At 72.4% G+C, this 19,784-nt stretch carries 16 protein-coding genes; 8 read left to right on the top strand and 8 right to left on the bottom strand.

The genetic code is table 11. The features are described 5' to 3' along the window. The first annotated feature begins 53 nt into the window (after positions 1 to 53). Positions 54 to 344 carry a hypothetical protein gene (locus tag DB033_RS18065; protein ID WP_111768226.1) on the top strand — a complete coding sequence of 97 codons (291 nt, stop codon included), beginning with the start codon at positions 54 to 56 and terminating at the stop codon, positions 342 to 344. 8 nt (positions 345 to 352) lie between these two features. On the opposite strand, the gene DB033_RS18060 is transcribed toward DB033_RS18065, so the two are convergent. From DB033_RS18060 to DB033_RS18050, 3 genes are all read right to left on the bottom strand, one after another. Beyond that, positions 353 to 1,249, bottom strand: coding sequence for an SDR family oxidoreductase (locus tag DB033_RS18060; RefSeq protein ID WP_111768225.1), 897 nt, complete (start codon positions 1,247 to 1,249; stop codon positions 353 to 355). Positions 1,250 to 1,338: 89 nt separating this feature from the next. Next, positions 1,339 to 2,352: a Kiwa anti-phage protein KwaB-like domain-containing protein gene (locus DB033_RS18055; RefSeq protein WP_111768224.1), complete on the bottom strand. Its 1,014-nt coding sequence runs from the start codon at positions 2,350 to 2,352 to the stop codon at positions 1,339 to 1,341. Next, positions 2,349 to 2,921, bottom strand: coding sequence for a hypothetical protein (locus tag DB033_RS18050; RefSeq protein ID WP_111768223.1), 573 nt, complete (start codon positions 2,919 to 2,921; stop codon positions 2,349 to 2,351). Before DB033_RS18050 ends, DB033_RS18055 begins: the two co-directional genes overlap by 4 nt. A gap of 118 nt (positions 2,922 to 3,039) precedes the next feature. On the opposite strand from DB033_RS18050, the gene DB033_RS18045 reads away from it, so the two are divergent. After that, complete coding sequence (locus tag DB033_RS18045; RefSeq protein WP_111768435.1) at positions 3,040 to 3,807, top strand: deoxyribonuclease IV; 768 nt, start codon at positions 3,040 to 3,042, stop codon at positions 3,805 to 3,807. A gap of 30 nt (positions 3,808 to 3,837) precedes the next feature. On the opposite strand, the gene DB033_RS18040 is transcribed toward DB033_RS18045, so the two are convergent. Both DB033_RS18040 and DB033_RS18035 read right to left on the bottom strand, forming a co-directional pair. Continuing rightward, on the bottom strand, positions 3,838 to 4,815 hold the full coding sequence (locus DB033_RS18040) for a DNA-3-methyladenine glycosylase family protein (RefSeq protein ID WP_205843977.1): 978 nt from the start codon (positions 4,813 to 4,815) through the stop codon (positions 3,838 to 3,840). Between the two features lie 44 nt (positions 4,816 to 4,859). Further along, on the bottom strand, positions 4,860 to 5,486 hold the full coding sequence (locus DB033_RS18035) for a DivIVA domain-containing protein (protein WP_111768222.1): 627 nt from the start codon (positions 5,484 to 5,486) through the stop codon (positions 4,860 to 4,862). A gap of 68 nt (positions 5,487 to 5,554) precedes the next feature. On the opposite strand from DB033_RS18035, the gene DB033_RS18030 reads away from it, so the two are divergent. From DB033_RS18030 to DB033_RS18010, 5 genes are all read left to right on the top strand, one after another. Then, the gene (locus DB033_RS18030; RefSeq protein ID WP_111768221.1) at positions 5,555 to 7,585 is read left to right on the top strand and encodes a M13 family metallopeptidase; all 2,031 of its coding nucleotides are present in this window, start codon (positions 5,555 to 5,557) and stop codon (positions 7,583 to 7,585) included. A gap of 53 nt (positions 7,586 to 7,638) precedes the next feature. Beyond that, positions 7,639 to 8,997 carry an MFS transporter gene (locus DB033_RS18025; RefSeq protein ID WP_111768220.1) on the top strand — a complete coding sequence of 453 codons (1,359 nt, stop codon included), beginning with the start codon at positions 7,639 to 7,641 and terminating at the stop codon, positions 8,995 to 8,997. 879 nt (positions 8,998 to 9,876) lie between these two features. Further along, a complete protein-coding gene (locus DB033_RS18020) occupies positions 9,877 to 12,564 on the top strand; it encodes a C40 family peptidase (RefSeq protein WP_157970783.1) in 2,688 nt (895 codons plus the stop codon). Positions 12,565 to 12,795: 231 nt separating this feature from the next. Continuing rightward, positions 12,796 to 13,059 (top strand): hypothetical protein, encoded by a 264-nt coding sequence (locus DB033_RS18015; protein WP_157970782.1) that lies wholly within the window; start codon positions 12,796 to 12,798, stop codon positions 13,057 to 13,059. Further along, positions 13,056 to 14,900, top strand: coding sequence for an alpha/beta hydrolase (locus tag DB033_RS18010; protein WP_111768217.1), 1,845 nt, complete (start codon positions 13,056 to 13,058; stop codon positions 14,898 to 14,900). Before DB033_RS18015 ends, DB033_RS18010 begins: the two co-directional genes overlap by 4 nt. Positions 14,901 to 15,231: 331 nt before the next feature. On the opposite strand, the gene DB033_RS18005 is transcribed toward DB033_RS18010, so the two are convergent. Both DB033_RS18005 and DB033_RS18000 read right to left on the bottom strand, forming a co-directional pair. Continuing rightward, entirely contained in the window at positions 15,232 to 16,023 is a 792-nt protein-coding gene (locus DB033_RS18005) for an SDR family NAD(P)-dependent oxidoreductase (protein ID WP_111768216.1), read from the bottom strand. Next, the gene (locus tag DB033_RS18000; protein ID WP_111768215.1) at positions 16,024 to 16,995 is read right to left on the bottom strand and encodes a TIGR03557 family F420-dependent LLM class oxidoreductase; all 972 of its coding nucleotides are present in this window, start codon (positions 16,993 to 16,995) and stop codon (positions 16,024 to 16,026) included. It lies immediately after the preceding gene. A 166-nt stretch (positions 16,996 to 17,161) separates the two neighbouring features. Between DB033_RS18000 and DB033_RS17995 the strand changes: the two genes are divergently transcribed. Continuing rightward, positions 17,162 to 18,205, top strand: a complete 1,044-nt coding sequence (locus DB033_RS17995; protein ID WP_111768214.1) for a glutathione S-transferase family protein — start codon at positions 17,162 to 17,164, stop codon at positions 18,203 to 18,205. A gap of 102 nt (positions 18,206 to 18,307) precedes the next feature. Here DB033_RS17995 and DB033_RS17990 read toward each other — a convergent pair whose 3' ends face one another. Continuing rightward, a complete protein-coding gene (locus tag DB033_RS17990) occupies positions 18,308 to 19,765 on the bottom strand; it encodes a GuaB1 family IMP dehydrogenase-related protein (RefSeq protein WP_111768213.1) in 1,458 nt (485 codons plus the stop codon). Positions 19,766 to 19,784 lie beyond the last annotated feature (19 nt).

The following is a 19,784-nucleotide window of genomic DNA, read 5'->3' as shown; positions in this document are numbered from 1 at the left end:
GTACGGTCTGCGGACACCGGGCACCGGAGGGCCCGTGGCGACGGAGGTGGGCGATGGTGTCGAACGTGGTGCTCGTGGTGCTCGGACTCGTCCTCGTGCTGGCCGCGCAACTGGTTGCCCTGCGCGCAGCGGGGGACCGGCGGCTCGGGTGGAGTGGACGGCCGCCCGTGTCGACCGGGCTGTCGGTCACCGGGATCGCGTGTGTGGCGTGGGGTCAGACCCAGCTGCAGGCGCGTGTCGGCGGATGGGCGTGGCTCGTGCTCATCCCGTTCGCGGCGGCCGTCATCGTGCCGGTGTGGTGGCACAACCGGACGGTGGCGGCCGCCGCGTCGGGGCGCGGCTGACCGCAGGCTCAGTGGGTCGGCTTGCCGCCGGTGACCCCCAGCATCTCGGCGGTGATGTAGCTGGACTCCTGCGAGGCGAAGAAGACGTAGGCGGGAGCGAGCTCGGCCGGTTGCCCGGCCCGTCCCAGCGGGACGCCCTCGCCGTGGCTCTTCACCTTGTCCTCGGTCATCGTGGCGGGGATCAGCGGCGTCCAGATGGGCCCGGGCGCCACGGCGTTGACCCGGATCCCGCGGTCGGCCAGACCCTGCCCCATCGACTTCGTGAAGTTGTGGATGGCGGCCTTGGTGAGTGCGTAGTCGAACAGCTCCGGCGACGGTGTGGTGGCCTGGATGGACGAGCTGTTGATGATGGTGGAGCCGGGCTGCAGGTGCGGGACCGCCTTCTTGGTCAGCCAGAACATCGCGTACAGGTTGGTCTTGAGGACCCGGTCGAACTGCTCGGTGGTGACGCCCTCGATGCTGTCCGGCTGCACCATCTGGTACGCGGCGTTGTTAACCAGGATGTCGATGCCGCCCAGCTCGGTCACGGCGGTGGCGATGATGTGGTCACAGGTCGATTCCTCGCGGATGTCCCCCGGTACGAGCACGGCGTTGCGGCCCGCCTCGGTGACCCAGCGGGCGGTCTCCTCCGCGTCCTCCTGCTCGGCGGCGAGGTAGCTGATCAGGACGTCCGCACCCTCGCGGGCGAACGCGATGGCCACGGCGCGGCCGATGCCGGAGTCACCGCCGGTGATGACGGCGCGCTTGCCGGTCAGCCGTCCGGTGCCGCGGTAGCTCTGCTCGCCGTGGTCGGGCTGCTCCTCCATGTCGCCGGTCAGGCCGGGATGGGCGATCTGCGCGCCGCTGGTCTCCGGCTGGTCGTGTTGCTCGGTCGGGTTCTGGGCGTCGAACTGGTCGCTGGTCATGTCGATCCGGTACCCAGCCGGTGGCACCGTCTCACCGCTTCGGGCGATCCGGGCCTCCTCCGTGGACCGCTCATCACCGGTGGTGCCCGTCAGCTGAGCTGCGTCTTGGAGTTCGCCTCGTAGGTGATGTCGGTCAGCTCCGACCGCAGGAAGTCGTCGTCGAGCAGCTTGAGGATCGCCCAGCGGTGCTGGGCGTCGGAGCTGAAGACCAGCCTGGGGTGTGGTCCGTCGGCGTCCTGGACGGGGACGTCGATCTTCGGGTGGGCCTTGAGGAAGGTGACCAGGGCCGGCATCGTCACCGCGTCCGCGTAACCCGGCCGGTCGAGTTTGGCCTGGATGCTCACGAGCTTGCGCATCATGTTGAGGTCGGTCTGACAGGCGGCCGCGAGCTTGTCACCGTCGACGATGTCGAGTTTGCCGATCGAGGCCCGGTACGTCTTCTCCGCCGACTTCCGCAGCTCGGGCAGCGCGCCGAACATCGACTGGTAGGTCGTGGGCGACTGCATGACGACCGTGCTCGTCACCGCGTCGCCCAGCACGATCAGCCGCAGCCCACGGTCGATCACCAACGGCTCCTCGGTCAGCCGGACGAACTGCTCGCCGCTCCACAGCGCCCAGACCTTGCGCCGCTGCAGCGCCTTCTCGGGGGAGAACGCCTGGTAGAGCCGGCCCAGGTCGCGACCGTCGGCGTCGCGGATCCGCAGGACCAGCAGGCTCTTGCGGCCGAACTCCACCGACCGGTCGTACTGCGGGTGCGACGGCCGGGTGACCAGCGCGTCGACCGCGGCCAGCGGGCTGTCCGGGAGCACCGCCGAGTGGAGCCACTGCTGGGCGCTGGGGCTCAGCCCCGGGTCGGCCGGCCGGAGCTCGGCGTTCGCGGCGGCGGCGGCCGACTCGGCGCACTGGGCCAGCAGCTCGGCGGCCAGCTCACCACTCAGCGGCACCTCGTAGGCGACCGGGTCGGTCAGGGCCTCGGTGACCATCAGCATGGTCAGCCGCAGCAGCAGGGTGGGGGTGAGACCGATGAGGCCGCGGCGCAGCTCGTCGGCGGTGGCGTCGTCGTCGGTCAGGTCCTCGGTCGGGGGCGGGGCGGTCTCGGTCATGGTCGTCCTGTCGTGCGGTCGGTGCGGCGGGTGCGGGTGGTGCGGTCGAAGTGGACGTAACCGCCCAGCGGGATGAGATCGCGGCTCTGGCCGGGCGCGAGGTACCAGGACCGGGTGATGAGCAGCAGGAAGCCGCCGTCGGGCCGGTCCGCCTCGAAGACGCGGTAGCCGAGCAGGGCGAGCAGCGGGTTGGAGTAGTAGAGGTCGGACTGGACGTAGAGCACCGCGATCATCAGCAGGTAGATCAGCAGGCCCCAGCGGGCCGCCGGCGGAGCCGACGTCGTCACGAAGAACGGCACCACGTAGGACGCGAAGAACTTGAGGGCCTCGGCGTCCCGGGGCTTGGCCTTGCTGAGGATCTCGGGGGTGGCGTTGCGCCGCGGGATGGCGACGAACAAGAACAGCAGGGTGCCGACCACGCCGGCGGCGCTCATCCCGACGAAGACCCAGCGGAGCCACTCGACGCGGAACGAGTTGAGCACCGCGAGCAGCAGCAGCAACGGGCTGTAGGCGGCAGCGAGCATCACCAGCCGCACGAGCAGCGACGGACGGAAGGCGGTGGTGCGCACATCGCTCAACCTAGGTGGCGGCACCGACAACGACCCGTCGGAAGGCCGCCGGCGGTCGCCGCCCGACCGGTCCGCACGGCGGTCGGTGTCGGTGACCCGGGTTAACCTCGGACCCATGGTGGCTATCGGCGCACACGTGCGCTCGGATGATCCGTTGGCGGAGGCGCGCGAGTCGGGGGCGCAGGCCGTGCAGTTCTTCCTCGGTGATCCGCAGGGCTGGAAGAAGCCGGTCGAGCACGCGCACGCCGCCGAGCTGCGGGCCTCCGACATCGTCCGGTACGTGCACGCGCCCTACCTGGTCAACGTGGCGACCCGGAACAACAAGATCCGCATCCCCAGCCGCAAGATCCTCACCCAGCACGCGGCGGCCGCCGCCGACATCGGCGCCCGGGGGCTGATCGTGCACGGCGGCCACCTCAACGCCGGCGACGACCCGGCCGAGGGCTTCGCGAACTGGCGCAAGGTGTTCGAGCGGGAGGAGTTCGGTCTACCCATCCTCATCGAGAACACCGCCGGTGGTGACAACGCCATCGCCCGTCGGTTCGACCGGCTCGCCCGGCTGTGGGACGAGGTCGGCGAGTTCGGCGTCGGGTTCTGCCTGGACACCTGCCACGCCTACTGCGGCGGCGAGCCGCTCGACGACGTGGTCGACCGGGTGCTGGCCATCACCGGCCGCATCGACCTGGTGCACGCCAACAACAGCCGGGACGCCTTCGACTCGGGCGCCGACCGGCACGCCAACTTCGACGCCGGCACCATCGACCCGCAGCTCATCGCGCACGTCTGCGCCGCGGCCGGGAGCGACGTCATCGTGGAGACGCCGGGCGGGGTCGACGGCACCGGCGAGGACATGCGCTACCTGCAGGAGCACCTGAACCGCGCGTGACCCCGCCCCCGGCCGGGGCGCGTCAGGCGGTCACTTGTCCCAGTGCCGTTCGATGCTCATCCGCGGGCCCAGGCGCGGGGGGCGCCGGCCCACCGGGCTCACCTCCAGCAGCCGGATGACCCGGTAGCGGTGACCGGCCCAGGGCGCCAGCAACTCCAGCATCCGGTCGTCGTCGACCTTCTCCCCGATCAGCGAGTACCCGACGAAGCCGGCGAGATGGTAATCGCCGACCGAGACGGCGTCCGGGTCGCCGAGCGCGCGCTGGGCGATCTCGGCGGCCGTCCAGACGCCGATCCCGCGCACCGCCGTGAGCCGCCGCTGAGCGGTCGCGTGGTCGAGCTCGACGCACTGCTCCAGGCGCCCGATGACCTGCAGGGCCCGCATGATGGTCGCCGAGCGCGCCGGGTCGGTCCCCGAGCGGTGCCACTCCCACGACGGGATGCGGCTCCAGGTGGCGGCGTCCGGCGGCACCCACATCGGTACCGGCGTCGGACCGGGGGCCGGCTCACCGTAGCGGCGGACCAGCCACGACCACTCGCCGAACGCCTCCTTGCCGGTGACCTTCTGTTCCAGGATCGCCGGGATCAGCGCCTCCAGCACGCGGTGGGTGCGCAGGATGCGCACGCCCGGGTTGCGGCGCAGCGCATCGACGAGCCACGGCTCGCTGGGCCGGAACCCTTCGAGGTCGTCGTCGGCGCCGAGCATCCGCGGCAACTGGGCGATGAACTCCTCCGCGCCCGGTCCCCAGGCGTCGGCGTGCACCTCCCGCAGGTGCACCTGTCGCAGCCGGTAGGTGCACGGGCCGGTGGTCATCCGGCTGGCCCGCCACAGGGTGCCGTCCGGCGCGCGGTGGTGGCTGGGATCGGCGCGGCCCCGGCTCAACGGCCGCAGCATCCGGTGCAGGTCGACGTCGAACTCCGGACGCCAGACCGTGCTGTGGTGCGCGACCGGCCCCGGCGGCGGTGCGGGGGCGGCAGGGGGGGTGCGGCGCACTCCACCCCGGGTCATGGCGCCAGGGTAGGCGCCGGGTCGGGACACCACGGGCGGTCGGCTCAGCGCGGGCCGGCGGGCCGGTCGGCCCCGTCCCGCGGGTCCTCGACGGCCATCTCGGCCAGCGCCTCGCCGTCGGCGGGCAGTGCAGCGGCCGTCACGGTGTCGTCGCCGGGCGCGGACGCGGTGTCACTGTCGGCGGAATCGGTGTCGTCGGGCTCGGGCTCGGTGGCGGTGGCGGTGGCGGTGGCGGTGGCGGTGGCGTCGGTGGGCGCGTCCCCGTCGGCCGGCGCGGTGTCGGCGTCGGCGTCGGTGTCGGTGCCACCGTCATTGACATCGCCGGCGTCGGTCCCGGTGGGCGCGTCCCCGTCGGCCGGCGCGGTGTCGGTGTCGGTGGGGGCCGGGTCGGCGCTGCCCTCGTGGCCCCAGGCGTCCTCGAGCCGCACGAGTTCCAGGTGCACCGTACCGAGGAAGGCGTCCACGTCGGCTTCGGCGTACCCCCGGCCCCCGACCCGCGCCTTGCCCAGCTCCAGGCGGTAGACCTCGTTGGACGTGAGCCCGGCACCGGTCTCCAGACGGACGGCGAGGCGTTCGACGAAGGCGTCCACCTCGTCGGCGTCGTACCCCCGCCGGAGGCGGGAGGCGGCGGGGAAGGTGGTGCTGCGGACCTCGGCGGCTGTCAGAGTCATCGCCGATCAGCATAGGAGCCGGGCTGCGGGGCAGCGACCCGTCGCTGTGTCCGACCCTGGTGGTAGGTATGGACAGCGACGACGACACCACGGAGACCGCACACGGTGCGGGAGCGGGAGACGACCACGTGACCAGCACGGCAGTGAACACCGACGACACCACCGGCGACGGAACGGTACGGCCGCAGGACGACCTCTTCCGGCACGTCAACGGGGCCTGGCTGGACGCGACCGACATCCCGTCGGACCAGTCGATGACCGGTGCGTTCGTCCGGCTCCGCGACGAGGCCGAGGAAGCGTCGCGGGAGCTGGTCGAGGAGGCCGCGGCCGACACCGGCGCCGCCCCCGGGTCGCCGGAGCAGTTGATCGGCGACCTCTACCGCAGCTTCATGGACGTCGACCGGGTCGCCGCGATCGGCGTCGGCGCGATCGCCGACCAACTGGCCGCCGTCGCCGCCGTGTCCGACGTCACCGGGTTGTTCGGCACCCTCGGCCGGCTGGAGCGCGACGGCGTGCCGGGGCTCTTCCGCTTCTACGTCGACACCGATCCGGGCAAGCCCGACCAGTACGTGCTCAACCTCCTGCAGGGCGGTCTGGGACTGCCCGACGAGTCGTTCTACCGCGACGAGCAGTACGCCCCCATCCGGGACGCCTACCGGACCCACCTCGCCCGCATGTTCGAGCTCACGTCGCCCGGGGTGGCCGGCGCCGACGCCGCCACCGCGGTGTTCGAGCTGGACACCGCCATCGCGGCCGTGCACTGGGACCGGGTGCGGACCCGCGACAACGACCAGACGTTCAATCCGACCGACCGGGCGGCGCTGGACGCCCTGTGGCCGGCCGCCTGGTGGGACGCCTGGCTCGAGGGGGTCGGTGCGGACGCCGCGGTGGTCGCGCACACCGTCGTCCGGCAGCCCAGCTTCTTCACCGAGGTCGCCCCGTTGCTGACCTCGGAACGGCTCGCCGACTGGAAGGGGTGGCTGTCGTGGCGCGTGGTGCACGCGGCCGCCCCGCTGCTGCCGCAGGCGGTCGTCGAGGAGAACTTCGACTTCTACGGGCGCACCCTCTCCGGCACCCCGCAGCTGCGGGAACGGTGGAAGCGCGGAGTCGGCCTGGTCGAGAGCGCGGTGGGGGAGGCACTGGGTCGGCTCTACGTCGAGCGCCACTTCCCGGCGGCGTCGAAGGCGCGGATGGACGAGCTGGTCGGGCACCTGATCGCCGCCTACCGGCAGGAGATCGGTCGGCTGCAGTGGATGAGCGAGACCACCAAGACGCGGGCGTTGGAGAAGCTCGAGGCCTTCAACCCCAAGATCGGTTATCCCGCGCGGTGGCGCGACTACAGCGCGCTCGAGGTCCGCGCCGACGACCTGGCCGGTAACGCCCGCCGGTCGGCGTCGTTCGAGCTCGACCGGGAGTTCGCCAAGATCGGCAGCCCGGTGGACCGCGACGAGTGGTTCATGACGCCGCAGACGGTGAACGCCTACTACAACCCCGGGATGAACGAGATCGTGTTCCCGGCCGCGATCCTGCAGCCGCCGTTCTTCGACGCCGACGCCGACGACGCCACCAACTTCGGTGCCATCGGTGCGGTCATCGGCCACGAGATCGGTCACGGCTTCGACGATCAGGGCTCCAAGTACGACGGCTCCGGCGCCAAGAAGGACTGGTGGACCGAGGACGACCGGGCCGCCTTCGACGGCCTGACCCAGCGGCTGATCGCGCAGTACTCCGAGCTCGAACCGGCCCAGGTGCCCGGCCACAAGGTCAACGGCGCCCTGACCGTCGGCGAGAACATCGGCGACCTCGGCGGGCTCGGTATCGCCTACCAGGCGTGGCTGCTGGCGCAGGGCGGGGAGACACCCGCCGACGTGGACGGAACACCGGCCCGGCAGCGGCTGTTCCTGTCGTGGGCGACGGCCTGGCGGGCCAAGGGCCGCGACGAGGAGGTGTTGCGCCGCCTCGCGCTGGATCCGCACTCGCCTCCGGAGTTCCGGTGCAATCAGGTGGTCCGTAACCTCGACGAGTTCTACGCGGCTTTCGACGTCACCCCCGACGACGCGCTGTGGCTGGACCCTGCGGATCGGGTGCGCATCTGGTGAGGTGACGGTCGGGCTTGCCCCGGGTGGACGCGGTTCGATCGAGAGGGACGTCGATGGTCGTGACCGGTGGTGGGCGGCAGCGGGTCGGCAGAATCCACCCGGCCTGGTTCGTCGCGGCCGCGGCCTTCGTCGCCCTGCTGGGGGCGGCCGGGTTCCGCTCGGCGCCCGGCGTCCTCATCGTCCCGCTGCAGGAGGAGTTCGGCTGGACCCGCGGCACCCTGTCGCTGGCCGTCAGCGTCAATCTGGTGCTCTTCGGCCTGATGGCACCGTTCGCCGCGGCGCTGATGGACCGCTTCGGGGTGCGGGCGGTGGTGGCCATCGCACTGACCCTCATCGCGGTCGGCAGCGGCACGGCGGTGTTCGTGACCGCCTCCTGGCAGCTGGTGCTGCTGTGGGGCGTCGTCGTCGGCATCGGCACCGGCTCGATGGCCCTGGTCTTCGCCGCCACGATCGCCAACCGCTGGTTCGTCCGGCGCCGCGGTCTGGTGATGGGGGTGCTCACCGCCGGGTCGGCGACCGGCCAGTTGGTCTTCCTGCCGGTGCTCGCGACGGTGAGCGAGCGCACCGGCTGGCGGGTGGCCTGCCTGATCGTGGCGGGTGCCGCGTTGGCGGTGGTCCCGCTGGTGTTGCGCTTCCTGCACAGTCATCCGCGTGACCGTGGTGTGCTGCCCTACGGCGGCACCGCGGCCGACGAGATCCACGCCGACACCACCGGTCGACCGTCCGACGCCGTCCGTCGCGCGGTGACGGCGCTGCGGGAGGCGGCCCGCACCCGCACGTTCTGGGCGCTGGCCGGTGGGTTCGCCATCTGCGGCGCGACGACCAACGGACTCATCGGCACCCACTTCATCCCCGCCGCCCACGATCACGGGATGGGGCAGACGACGGCCGCCGGTCTGCTCGCGGTGGTCGGCGTCTTCGACATCGTCGGCACCGTCGCGTCGGGGTTCCTCACCGACCGCTTCAACCCGCGGGTGCTGCTGGCCGTGTACTACTCACTGCGCGGGGTCGGCCTGGTGATGCTGCCGGGGATGCTCGGCGACAGCCTGCATCCCAGCATGATCGGCTTCGTCATCGTCTACGGGCTGGACTGGGTCGCCACCGTCCCGCCGACGGTCGCGCTCTGCCGGGAGGCCTTCGGCGCGACCGGCACCATCGTGTTCGGCTGGGTGTTCGCCTCGCACCAGATCGGTGCGGCCATCGGGTCCGGCGCCGCCGGTCTGCTGCGCGACAGCACCGGCAGCTACACCGTCGCCTGGTTCGGGGCCGCGGGACTGTGTGTGGTGGCCGCCGCCGTGTCCATCGGCGTCCGGCGCTGGGACGCGCCTGTCGGCGTGGTTCCACCGCCGACCCCGCCGGCGGACGTTCCGAATGCGCCCACGCGGACGAGTGAAACGATGGTCGCGGACTGATCCATCCGGGTCGTGATGCCCCTCGTTCAGGTCGATGGAAACGTGATCGTCGGACGCACGGTGACGCTCACGGCAAATGAATTCGGTGTTTTCCGGGACGAGGTCGTCGCGCACTCAATTCGTCGTCGGAAGAATGTCGGCGCGTGAAATGGGCGGCGGACGGGGCCGGTTCCGGCGCACGCACCCTGCGTGACGTTGCTCCGATCGGTGGCGACCGGCACCGTGACCGGGACGGAGGGTGACGGCCGTTGCCGAACGGCGGTCCCGTGCCGACCTCCTCACCCGGACGCCGCGGTGGCGGGCTCGTCCGATGGCGCACCGTCACGTCGGTGCAGCGGCGTGAGTCCCATTCTGCCGCAACCTGTCTCGTGCACTGTTCCGGGCCAGGGGCGGTCGGTGCGGATCCACGGGTCCGGTCGGCGGGCGGGGCGGTCGCCGCCTCGGTCGTCGGGGTCGCCGGCTCGGCGCTGCCCGCGCGCGTTCCGCGGCGGAGCCGGGTCGTCGAGCGCGGTCGGCCACCCGGCGCAGCGCAAGACGCCGGACGGGCGTGCCCCGGGAACGGCGCGAGGATCATTCTGCGGGAATGACGTGACGCCATTCATGGCGGCGATGTCCGCCGTTGCTCGGGTGTTCGTCGGAATCACCTCGAGATGTTTCGGAACAACTCTGGACACGTCTCACCCGATCGGCCTACGCTGTGTCTTCGGCCACTCTGCTGCGTCTGTCGTCCTGCGCAGCGGCGGTCGGCGGCCGCACCTGGGGTGGGTCGGGCAGTTGTTCCGTGTTGTCGGTTCAGGGGGTTGGGTAGTGGCGTTCGAAGTGCCCGAGGTCGAGACAGCGGTGTCCCCCCGGACCGGGTTCGCCCGTGGACGGCGGTCCGTGAGGTCGGTGGGTTCCGGTGAGCCGCAGCAACCGTCTCCGGCACCGGGCCGCGGTCTGCGGTTCCTGACGACGCCGGGCCGGCGGCTCGCCGTCGCCTCGGCCCTCGCGTTCACCCTCGCCGTGGCCGGTCAGACCCCGGCGTCCGCCGAGCCGGTGGCCGTCCCGCAGCCGTCGACCGTCTGCGTGACCGCGCCGCCGGTCGCACCGGCGGTCGTGGCGGCCAGCGGTAACGCGACGGGTGTGTACGGCGGGGTGCTGCTGACCGGCACGCAGGTCGACGCCGCGGCCACCATCGTCAACGTCGGCCTCGACGCGGGTGTGTCCCGCCGGGGTATCGCCACGGCGGTCGCCGCCGCGATGGCCGCCTCGTCGTTGGACCCGACGGCCCGCAACCGGTCCTACGTGGGCCTCTTCCAGCAGCGCACGGACGCCCGCTCCGGGCTCTACACCGCCGAGGACCGCCTCGACCCGGTGGGCAGCGCGAAGATGTTCTTCGCCGAGCTGGTCGCCCGGGTGCCCGGCTACGACACCGACCCCCGCAGCAACGCCGTCGTCGGCGAAGAGGTCCAGGAGTCCGGCGACGCCGGACTGGCGTCCCGCTGGGCCGGCCTGGCCGACGGCCTGGTCGACCACTTCATCCCGGTCGAGGCCCCGGTCGCCGCGGAGGCGCCCGCCGCTCCCGAAGTCGCCGCGGTGGTCACGCCCGCCGTCGCGACGGTCGGGTCGACCGGGCACCGCGGCCTGACCGTGGCGATGCCCCTGCGCACCGCAGGCCTGGCCTTCGCCGCACCGTCCACCACGGCCGACGTGACCACGCCCACCACCGCCGGCACCACGGCGGTGTCGGGTTCCACCTCGTCGCGTGCCTCGGGCGCCACCGCCGGCAGCACTTCGGCCGCCGGCGACGAACCGGCCACCACGGCCGGCACCACGCCCGGGGCCCCGACGACGACCGGATCGGGCGCGTCCGCACCGACCACCGGGTCGACCGACGGGTCGACCACCACCGCGCCGACAACGACCGGACCGACGACGACGGCCCCGGCGGAGCCGACCGGCACCGAGTCGACGACGACCGGCACCGAGCCGACCACGACCGGCCCGGCGGAGCCGACCGGCACCGAACCGACCACGACGGCCCCGGCGGAGCCGACCACCACCGAGCCGACCACCACCGCCCCGGCGGAGCCGACCACCACCGAGCCGACCACCACCGAGCCGACCACCACCGAGCCGACCACCACCGCCCCGGCGGAGCCGACGCCCGCGACCGCACCGGCGACCGAGACCGCACCGCCCGCGGCCGAGCCGGAGGTCGTCGAGCCGCCCGTCGTGGACACCCCTCGTGAACCCGACACCGCACCCGAACCGGTGCGCGCCACTGACACCGTCGGACAGGCCCCGGGCCGGACGGCGGTCCTCGACTGCGGCCCGGACAACAACGGCGGCTCCACCGCCTTCGACCCGGGCTTCATCGTCTCCGACGAGGTCTTCTACGACACGCAGGCGATGACGGCCGAGCAGATCCAGGCGTTCCTGGACGCCCAGGGCGCCGCCTGCGAAGGCCCGTCGTGTGTGAAGAACCTGCGGGTGACCACGCCCGACCTGCCCGCTGACCGGTACTGCGCCGCGTACACCGGCGGCACCGACGAGCTCGCGTCCGCGGTGCTGGCCCGGGCTTCCGTCGCCTGCGGCATCAACCCCCAGGTGATGCTGGTGACGCTGCAGAAGGAGTCGGCGCTGGTCACCAGGACGTCGCCGACCCCGGCGTCGTACAACGCGGCGTGGGGCTGGCACTGCCCCGACACCGGCCCCGGCGGCACCGCCAACTGCGATCCGGCGCACGCCGGGTTCTTCAACCAGCTCTACGGCATGGCCAAGCAGTGGTCGCGGTACAAGGTCGACCCGGACAAGTACCACTACCAGGCCGGCGAGACCGCGAACATCCTGTGGAACGTGGCCGAGACCGGCTGCGGCGGCTCCGACGTCACCATCCGCAACACGGCCACCGCCTCGCTGTACAACTACACGCCCTACCAGCCCAACGCCGCGGCCCTCGCGTCCTACCCCGGCGTCGGTGACCGGTGCAGCGCCTACGGCAACCGGAACTTCTTCTTCCTGTTCCAGAAGTACTTCGGCGTCACCGGTGGTGGCGTCAGCGCCACTGTCTCGGTCAACGGGGTGCAGGTCACCATCCCGAACCTGCCCACCGTCGCCCCCGAGGTCCGCGGCGCCGTCATCACCGCGCCCAACGAGAACGTCGCCCGGGGCATCGCCGCCGGCTTCGCCTCGATCGGCCTGCCCTATGTGTGGGGCGGCGGCACCAACGGAGGTCAGGCCGACCAGGGCTGCTCCCGCGGCGGTACCGCCAAGAACTCCTGCGCCGGCACGGTCGGGTTCGACTGCTCCGGACTCACCGCCTACGTGCTGACCACGGCCGGCTTCGCGGTCGGCACCAACTCCGGGTCGCAGCGCGCCGGCGGCCGGTCGGTGCCGTGGAGCGCCGGGCAGGCCGGTGACATCATCGGCTACAGCGGCCACGTCGCGGTGTACCTCGGCAAGATCAACGGTGTCGACTACCTGCTCGAGGCGCCGAACGTCGGCAAGTACGTGCAGATCCGCCCGGTCTACGGCCGCACCAGCGGGTCGTCCGCGGACGCCGTGCTGCACCGCTACTGGAGCTGACGACCGCCGACGTCACCGCACCACCGGAACGGGAGCGACCCACGCAGGTCGCTCCCGTTCCGGCTGTGCGGCCCCGCCACCGCCCCGGCCCTCGCTCGACCTCGTCGGCCCCGATTGTGGACAGACCTCCCGGCGCGCCGATCCGGCTCCCTAGGGTCGTGCCCGGAGTGATCGACGGGTCCGGGGGGACGTATGGCGGGGTTGGAGATGGTGCCGGGCGGGGTCCACCGCGTGGCCGAACTGCTGCGGGACGGCTCGGAGCGGGCCGCGCTGGCCGGCGCCGCGGTCGCGCGGCTGACCGACGGATGGGCCCCGCCGGCGGCGGGCCGGTCGGTACGGGCGGCGGTCGAGGCGGTGTCGACCAGCTGGACCGACGTGGCCGGCGACCTGGTCGCCGGGCTCGCCCAGCTGGCCACCTGGGTGGACGGTGCGGTGACGGCGATGCTCACCGTCGACGACACCACCGCCGCCGAGTTCCGGGCGCTCCCGCGATGACCGCCGCCCTCGTCGTGCCGGTGATCGTCCCCTACGCCGAGAGCGTCTCGGCGTTGCCGTTCCCCGGCGACGATCCGGCCGCGCTCAGCGCCGCCGCCGACCGGCTCTTCGACACCGCCCAGCATCTGGCCCGGCTCGACGACACGGTGACCGATGCGCGCGCGGCCCTGTCCGGGGCGTGGCGGGGAGCGGCGGCCGCGACGGGCGAGGCCGAGATCGACGCGGTACGCACCGCGCTCGACGAGGGCACCGGTCGGCTCTACCGGGCCCGCGGAGCGCTGCTGGCGCTGGCCGACGACCTGACCTCCGTCCGGACCGCGGTCGACGTGGCCCGCTCCGGATGGCTGCGTGCCGAAGGGGAGGTCAGGGCGCTCCAGCACGCCATCCGGATGGCGGACTGCGCCACCGTGGCGCCGCTGCAGGAAGAGTTGCGGCTCGCCACGGTCCGCCGGGACGTCGCCACGGCCGCCTGGGACGATCACCTGCGCCGGGCCGACGCGGCGACCGCGGAATGCGCGTCCGCGCTGACCGCGACCGTCGGCGGCGCCCCGGTGTTCCGGGCCGGCCGCGGCGTGGTCACCGCCGACCTCGGCGAGGCGCTCGGCACCGACCGGATGAGCAGTGACGACCTGTTCCGGTCGAGCCTCGCGCAGGAGACGGACGCCGAGGCGGCCTGGGTCGCTCTCGGACCGGCGGCGCAGGCGTTCGCCCGGACGACCGCAGGCACCCTGCCGCCGGCCGAGAGCGGTCCGGCGCTGCGGGCGGCGTGGTTCCGCAGCCGCAGCTGGACCGAGCAGCAGGCCGTGCTGCACGACGACCCGCGGTCGGTCGGCGCGGCGGACGGGCTGCCCGCCGCGGTGCGGCACCAGGCCAACCTGCTGATCTTGGACCGGCGGGACGCGGAGCTCGCGGTGATGATCGCGGCGCCGCCACCGGCGGCGGTGAGTGCCCCCAGCTGGCCGATGTTCGACCAGTCCTCTCTCGCCGACCGCTTCCTTCGCGCGGGGCTGCAGGACGAGCGGGACGCCATCGCGAGCGTCCGGCTGGCCCTGTCCGTCCCGCGGTCACAGGAGGTGTACCTGCTGGACGTGGATCCGACCGGCCGGGGTCGGGCGGTCATCGCCGTCGGCGACCCCGACTCCGCGGCCCACGTCGCCACCTACGTGCCCGGGACGGGCAGCGGCATCGGCAGCCTCGGCGGCGAGCTGGACCGGGTGGACGCATGGGCGGCGGGCACCGCCGAGCACGGCGCCCGGGACGTGGCGGCGATCGCCTGGGTGGGCTACGAGGCACCGTCCGACGTCGTCGTCGCCACCCGTGACGCCTACGCCGATGTCGCGGCGCCGGCGCTGGTCGCCTTCCAGCAGGGCCTGCGCGTCGCGCATCAGGGAAAGCCCGCGCAGGCGACGGTCGTCGCCCACAGTTACGGCAGCTCCGTGGTCGCCGCGGCGGCGTCCGGAGGCCGGAGCCTGGCCGCCGACCGGTTGGTCCTCGTCGCCGGTACCGGCCTGGAGGTGGCGTCCGTGGCGGACCTGGCGCTCGACGGCGTCGACGCGGATGAGCTGCCCGGCCGGGTCTTCGCGGTCATGCACGAGAACGACTTCATCCAGTACACCGGTCTGGCTCACGGCGGCAGTCCCTACGAGGCGGACTTCGGTGCGCAGGTCATCGTGACCGGTCGCCACCAGCAGCTCCCAGGGGACGCCGACCCCGGTCTCCTCGATCTCCGGTCACCGTTCCTGGACCTGTTCCACGCCCACGGTGCCTATCAGGACCCGGGCTCGATCGAGCAGCGGGTGATCAGCGCACTGATCGTCGACGCCCCCGTGCCGGTGCGGTGATCGGCGGCGTTGGAACCTGCGCGACCGGGCTGGCGGTCGGTCGGTGCGGCGACCGGCCGGTGTCGTGACCGGCAGCACGGTGACCTGCGTCGGCGCTGCCATCCGACCGGGGCGCCGTGACCTGCCTCAGCGATGACCTGTCCCGGCCGGTGTGGCGGCTTGCCACAGCGGTCCACCGGCCGGCGATGCGGGGCAGGGCGATGCGGGGCCGGGCGATGCCGTGACCTGAAACATCTGCTCCGGCGGTGCGGAACGTTCTCCCGCAGGCGATCCACACCGCGCTGAGCCGCCAGTGGCCGGGGGTGCCGGTGCCGCGACGGCCCCGGGCCGGTCAGATGGTGGCGACCGACCCGGCGTCGACCCGGTAGTTCGAACCGTTCACGAAACTCGCCCGGTCGCTGCACAGGAACGCGATGACCGCCGCCACCTCGTCCACCTGGCCGCGTCGCTTCAGCTCGAGGTACGGACGCTCCTCGTCGAGGAACGACGCGATCGCGCCGTCGAAGGAGGTCCCGGTCTGCTCCGCGCGCCTGGTCATCATCGCGTCGGTCATCGGCGTGGCGATGAACGCGGGCGACACGGCGTTGACCAGCAGGCCCTCGGTGGCGTACGACCGCGACAGTCCCTTCGCGAGCGCCAGGATGCCGGCTTTGGCGGCGCAGTACGGCAGCTCGTCGTCGTACGGCTGCACCGCGTCCTCCGACGCCACGAAGACCAGCCGGCCCCATCCGCCGCGGCGCAGGCCGGGGAGGAACGCCCGGACCAGCCGTACCGGCGCCAGCAGGTCCGTCTCGACGGTCTGCGACCAGCCCGCGTCGTCGATCTCGTGGAACAGGCCCTGCGCCCCGGTGATCCCGGCCGACTGCACCAGGATGTCGAGGTCGCCGACGGCCCCGGCCACGCGCTCGTGCAGCCTCTCGACCGCGGCAGCATCGGTGAGGTCGGCGCCGAAGGCGAGGACGTCACCCCCGACCCCGGCGGCCGCGTCGACCACCGCCGCCTCGTCCAGGTCGGTCAGGACCACCCGGGCACCCTCGGCGTGCAGCAGCCGCGCGGTGGCCAGTCCTATCCCGGAATCGGCACCGCTGATCAGGGCGGTCCGGCCACGGATACCGAGGTCCATCTAGAGCTTCCTCAGCTCCGGCAGGATCTCCGCGGTGGCTGCGGCGAAGAAGTTGTCCTGCTGGTCGGCGCCGATCTGGACCAACGCCAGATCGGTGAAGCCCGCGTCGAAGAACTCCTTGGCCGCGGCGACCACGGCACCCACGTCGTTGCCGCAGGGGATGGTCTCGGCGATGTCGGCGACCTTCACCGACGACGACGCCTGGTCGAACCCGGCGGTGCCCGGCAGTTCGGCGTTGACCTTCCAGCCGCCGGCACTCCAGCGGAACAGCCGGTGGGCCCGCTGGGCCGCGGCGTCGGCGTCACTGTCCCAGCTGATCGGCAGCTGGGCGACCTTGCGGCTCGACGAGCCGGTCCGACTCGCCGCGTCCCACCACTGGCCGAGCTCCGGCTCGGGGTCGATCGCGATCATCACGTCGGCCAGCGGGCCGAACAGCTCGCACGACTGCTTGCCGGAGACGGCGATACCGATCGGCACGCGCACGTCGGGGAGATCCCAGAGCTTGGCCGACGCGACCTGGAAGTGACGGCCGTCGTGATTGACGTAGCCGCCGTCGAAGAGCGCGTTGATGATCTGCGCCGCCTCCACGAGCCTGGCCTGCCGGACGTCGGCCGCGGGCCAGCCGCCGCCGACGATGTGCTCGTTGAGGTTCTCGCCGGAGCCCAGGCCCAGGGTGAACCGGCCGCCGGAGATGATCTGCAGCGTCGCAGCCTGCTGCGCCACCACGGCCGGGTGATACCGGAACGTCGGAGCGGTCACGTACGTCATCAGCGGGAGGGTCTCGGTCGCCTGGGCGACGGCGCCCAGCGTCACCCAGGCGTTGGGCGCGTGGCCCATCTCGTCCAACCACGGGAAGAAGTGGTCGCTGCTCACGGCGAAGTCGAAGCCGGTGGCTTCGGCCTGCTGGGCGTGCCGGATGAGGTCGCGCGGTCCGGCCTGTTCGGTCATCAGGGTGTATCCGATAGCTGCCATGTCCTCCGGGTTGCCCCCCGCTCCGACGGGATAAACAGACCGGTGCGCGGCCAGTCGAGGCGATCCGGGCGTCCGGCGCCGGATCCGGAAAAGTTCATGCATCCGCATCGAAACGGCTCCGGGGCGACTACCGTCGGCAGGACCACAGGGGACGGAGAGACAGCCGATGAGCGCGACCGACACCGACAACTCGACCAAGGGTGCGTACGTCACCGGAGGAGCCGAGTTCGCCAGGGACACCAACTACATCACCACGCGCATCACCGAGGACGGCCGCGACGGCTTCCCGGTCGAGCCCGACCGTTACCGGTTGATCGTCGCGCGGGCCTGCCCGTGGGCCAACCGGGCCATCATCGTCCGTCGGCTGCTGGGCCTGGAGCCGGTGCTCTCGATGGGCATGACCGGCCCGACCCACGACAAGCGTAGCTGGACCTTCGATCTCGACCCCGGCGGGGTGGATCCGGTACTGGGCATCGAGCGCCTGCAGGAGGCGTACTTCAAGCGCGATCCGGAGTACCCGCGCGGCATCACGGTCCCGGCGATGGTCGAGGTCGCCACCGGGAAGGTCGTCACCAACGACTACCGGCAGATGACCCTGGACCTCTCCACCGAGTGGACGCGGTTCCACCGCGAGGGCGCCCCCGACCTGTACCCGGAGCACCTGCGCAACGAGATCGACGAGGTCGCCCACCGCAACTACACCGAGGTCAACAACGGCGTCTACCGCTGCGGGTTCGCCGGCTCCCAGGAGAGCTACGAGAGCGCCTACGACCGGCTCTTCACCCGGCTGGACTGGCTCACCGAGCGGTTGTCGACCCGGCGCTACCTGGTCGGCGACAGCATCACTCAGGCCGACGTCTTCCTGTTCACCACGCTGGCCCGCTTCGATCCCGTCTACCACGGACACTTCAAGGCCAACCGGTCGAAGCTGTCGGAGATGCCGGTGCTGTGGGCGTACGCCCGCGACCTCTTCCAGACGCCCGGCTTCGGCGACACCACCGACTTCGTGCAGATCAAGAAGCACTACTACGTGGTGCACACCGACATCAACCCGACCCAGATCGTGCCGGCCGGGCCGGACCTGACGAACTGGTGGGAGCCGCACCACCGCGAGGAGCTGGGCGGCCGGCCGTTCGGCGACGGCACCCCGCCCGGACCGCCCGTCCCGTCCGAGGTGGTGCCGGACGGACACGGCGCGCCCCGCCCCTGACCCGCGACGGCTGCGCCGCGACCCGCCCACCTCAGGAGATGGGCGGGTCACGGACAGCGCCGGTGGCGAGACCGGGCGGTCAGCGGCCAGTCGGCGGACGGGTCACCACGAGGTGGGGCGGGGCCTGCCCTCCTCGTAGCCGGCGGCGCTCTGGACGCCGACCACGGCGCGGTCGGCGAAGTCCGGGATCGACGGGGCGCCGGCGTAGGTGAACGAGCTGCGGACGCCGGCGATGATCGAGTCGACGAGGTCCTCCACACCGGGCCGGGCCGGATCCAGGTACATCCGGGCGGTGGAGATGCCCTCCTCGAACAGCGCCGAACGGGCCCGGTCGAAGGCCGACGCAGTGCGGGTGCGGTTGCGCACCGCACGGGCCGACGCCATGCCGAAGCTCTCCTTGTACCACCGGCCGTCGGCGTCGCGGGCGAGGTCGCCGGCGCTCTCCCAGGTGCCGGCGAACCAGGAACCGATCATCACGTTCGCCGCCCCCGCGGCCAGGGCCAGCGCGACGTCGCGTGGGTACTTGACGCCGCCGTCGGCCCACACGGTCGCACCGTGCTCGGCGGCGGCGGTCGCACATTCCAGGACCGCGGAGAACTGGGGCCGGCCGACGCCGGTCATCATCCGGGTCGTGCACATGGCGCCCGGACCGACGCCCACCTTGATGATGTCCGCTCCCGCGTCGGCCAGATCGGCCGCACCGCTCGCGGAGACGACGTTGCCCGCCACCACGGGGATCCGGCGGCCGGTCTCGCCCTCGAATGCGTCCCGCGCCGCGACGACCACGGCCAGCGACTCGATCATCTTCTCCTGGTGGCCGTGCGCGGTGTCGACCACGAGCACGTCGGCCCGGGCCGCGAGCAGCGCCTCGGCCTTGCCCGTGACGTCACCGTTGATGCCGATCGCCGCCCCGATGAGCAGGTTGCCCGACGGGTCGACCGCGGGGGTGTAGATCGCCGAGCGCAGCACGCCCTTGCGGGTGAGCACGCCGAGCATCCGGTCGCCGTCCAGCACCGGCACCACGTCCAGGTGCCGGGAGGTCATCACGTCGAAGGCGTCGCGCAGGTCGTCGTCCTTGGTGACGGTCACGATGTCGGGCGTCATCACCGCCGACGCCCGGGAGAAGCGGTCGACCTCCAGGCAGTCCCGCTCGGTGATGATGCCGACCGGGCGGCCGCCGTCCACGACGACCGCGGCACCGTGCGCCCGCTTGCCGAGCAGCGACAGCACCTCGGCGACGGCGGCGTCCGGGGCGACGGTGATCGGCGTCTCGAAGACGGGGTCGGCGTCCTTGACGTAGCCGATGGCCGCGGCGACCGCGTCGATCGGGATGTCCTGTGGCAGCACGGCCATGCCGCCGCGACGCGCGATGGTCTCGGCCATGCGCCGGCCGGCGACGGCCGTCATGTTGGCCACCACCAGCGGGATCGTGGTGCCGATGCCGTCAGGGGTGCGCAGGTCGACGTCCAGGCGTGACGTCACCGCGGAGCGGGACGGCACCAGGAAGACGTCGGAGTACGTCAGGTCGGCGGTGGGCTGGAGTCCGTTGAGAAACTTCACGGGACCTGATCGTAGGCGA

This window comes from Nakamurella deserti (assembly GCF_003260015.1).
GTDB lineage: Bacteria > Actinomycetota > Actinomycetes > Mycobacteriales > Nakamurellaceae > Nakamurella > Nakamurella deserti.
Note: the sequence above shows the minus strand (reverse complement) of the source record. Positions and strands in the feature narration are given on the sequence as shown.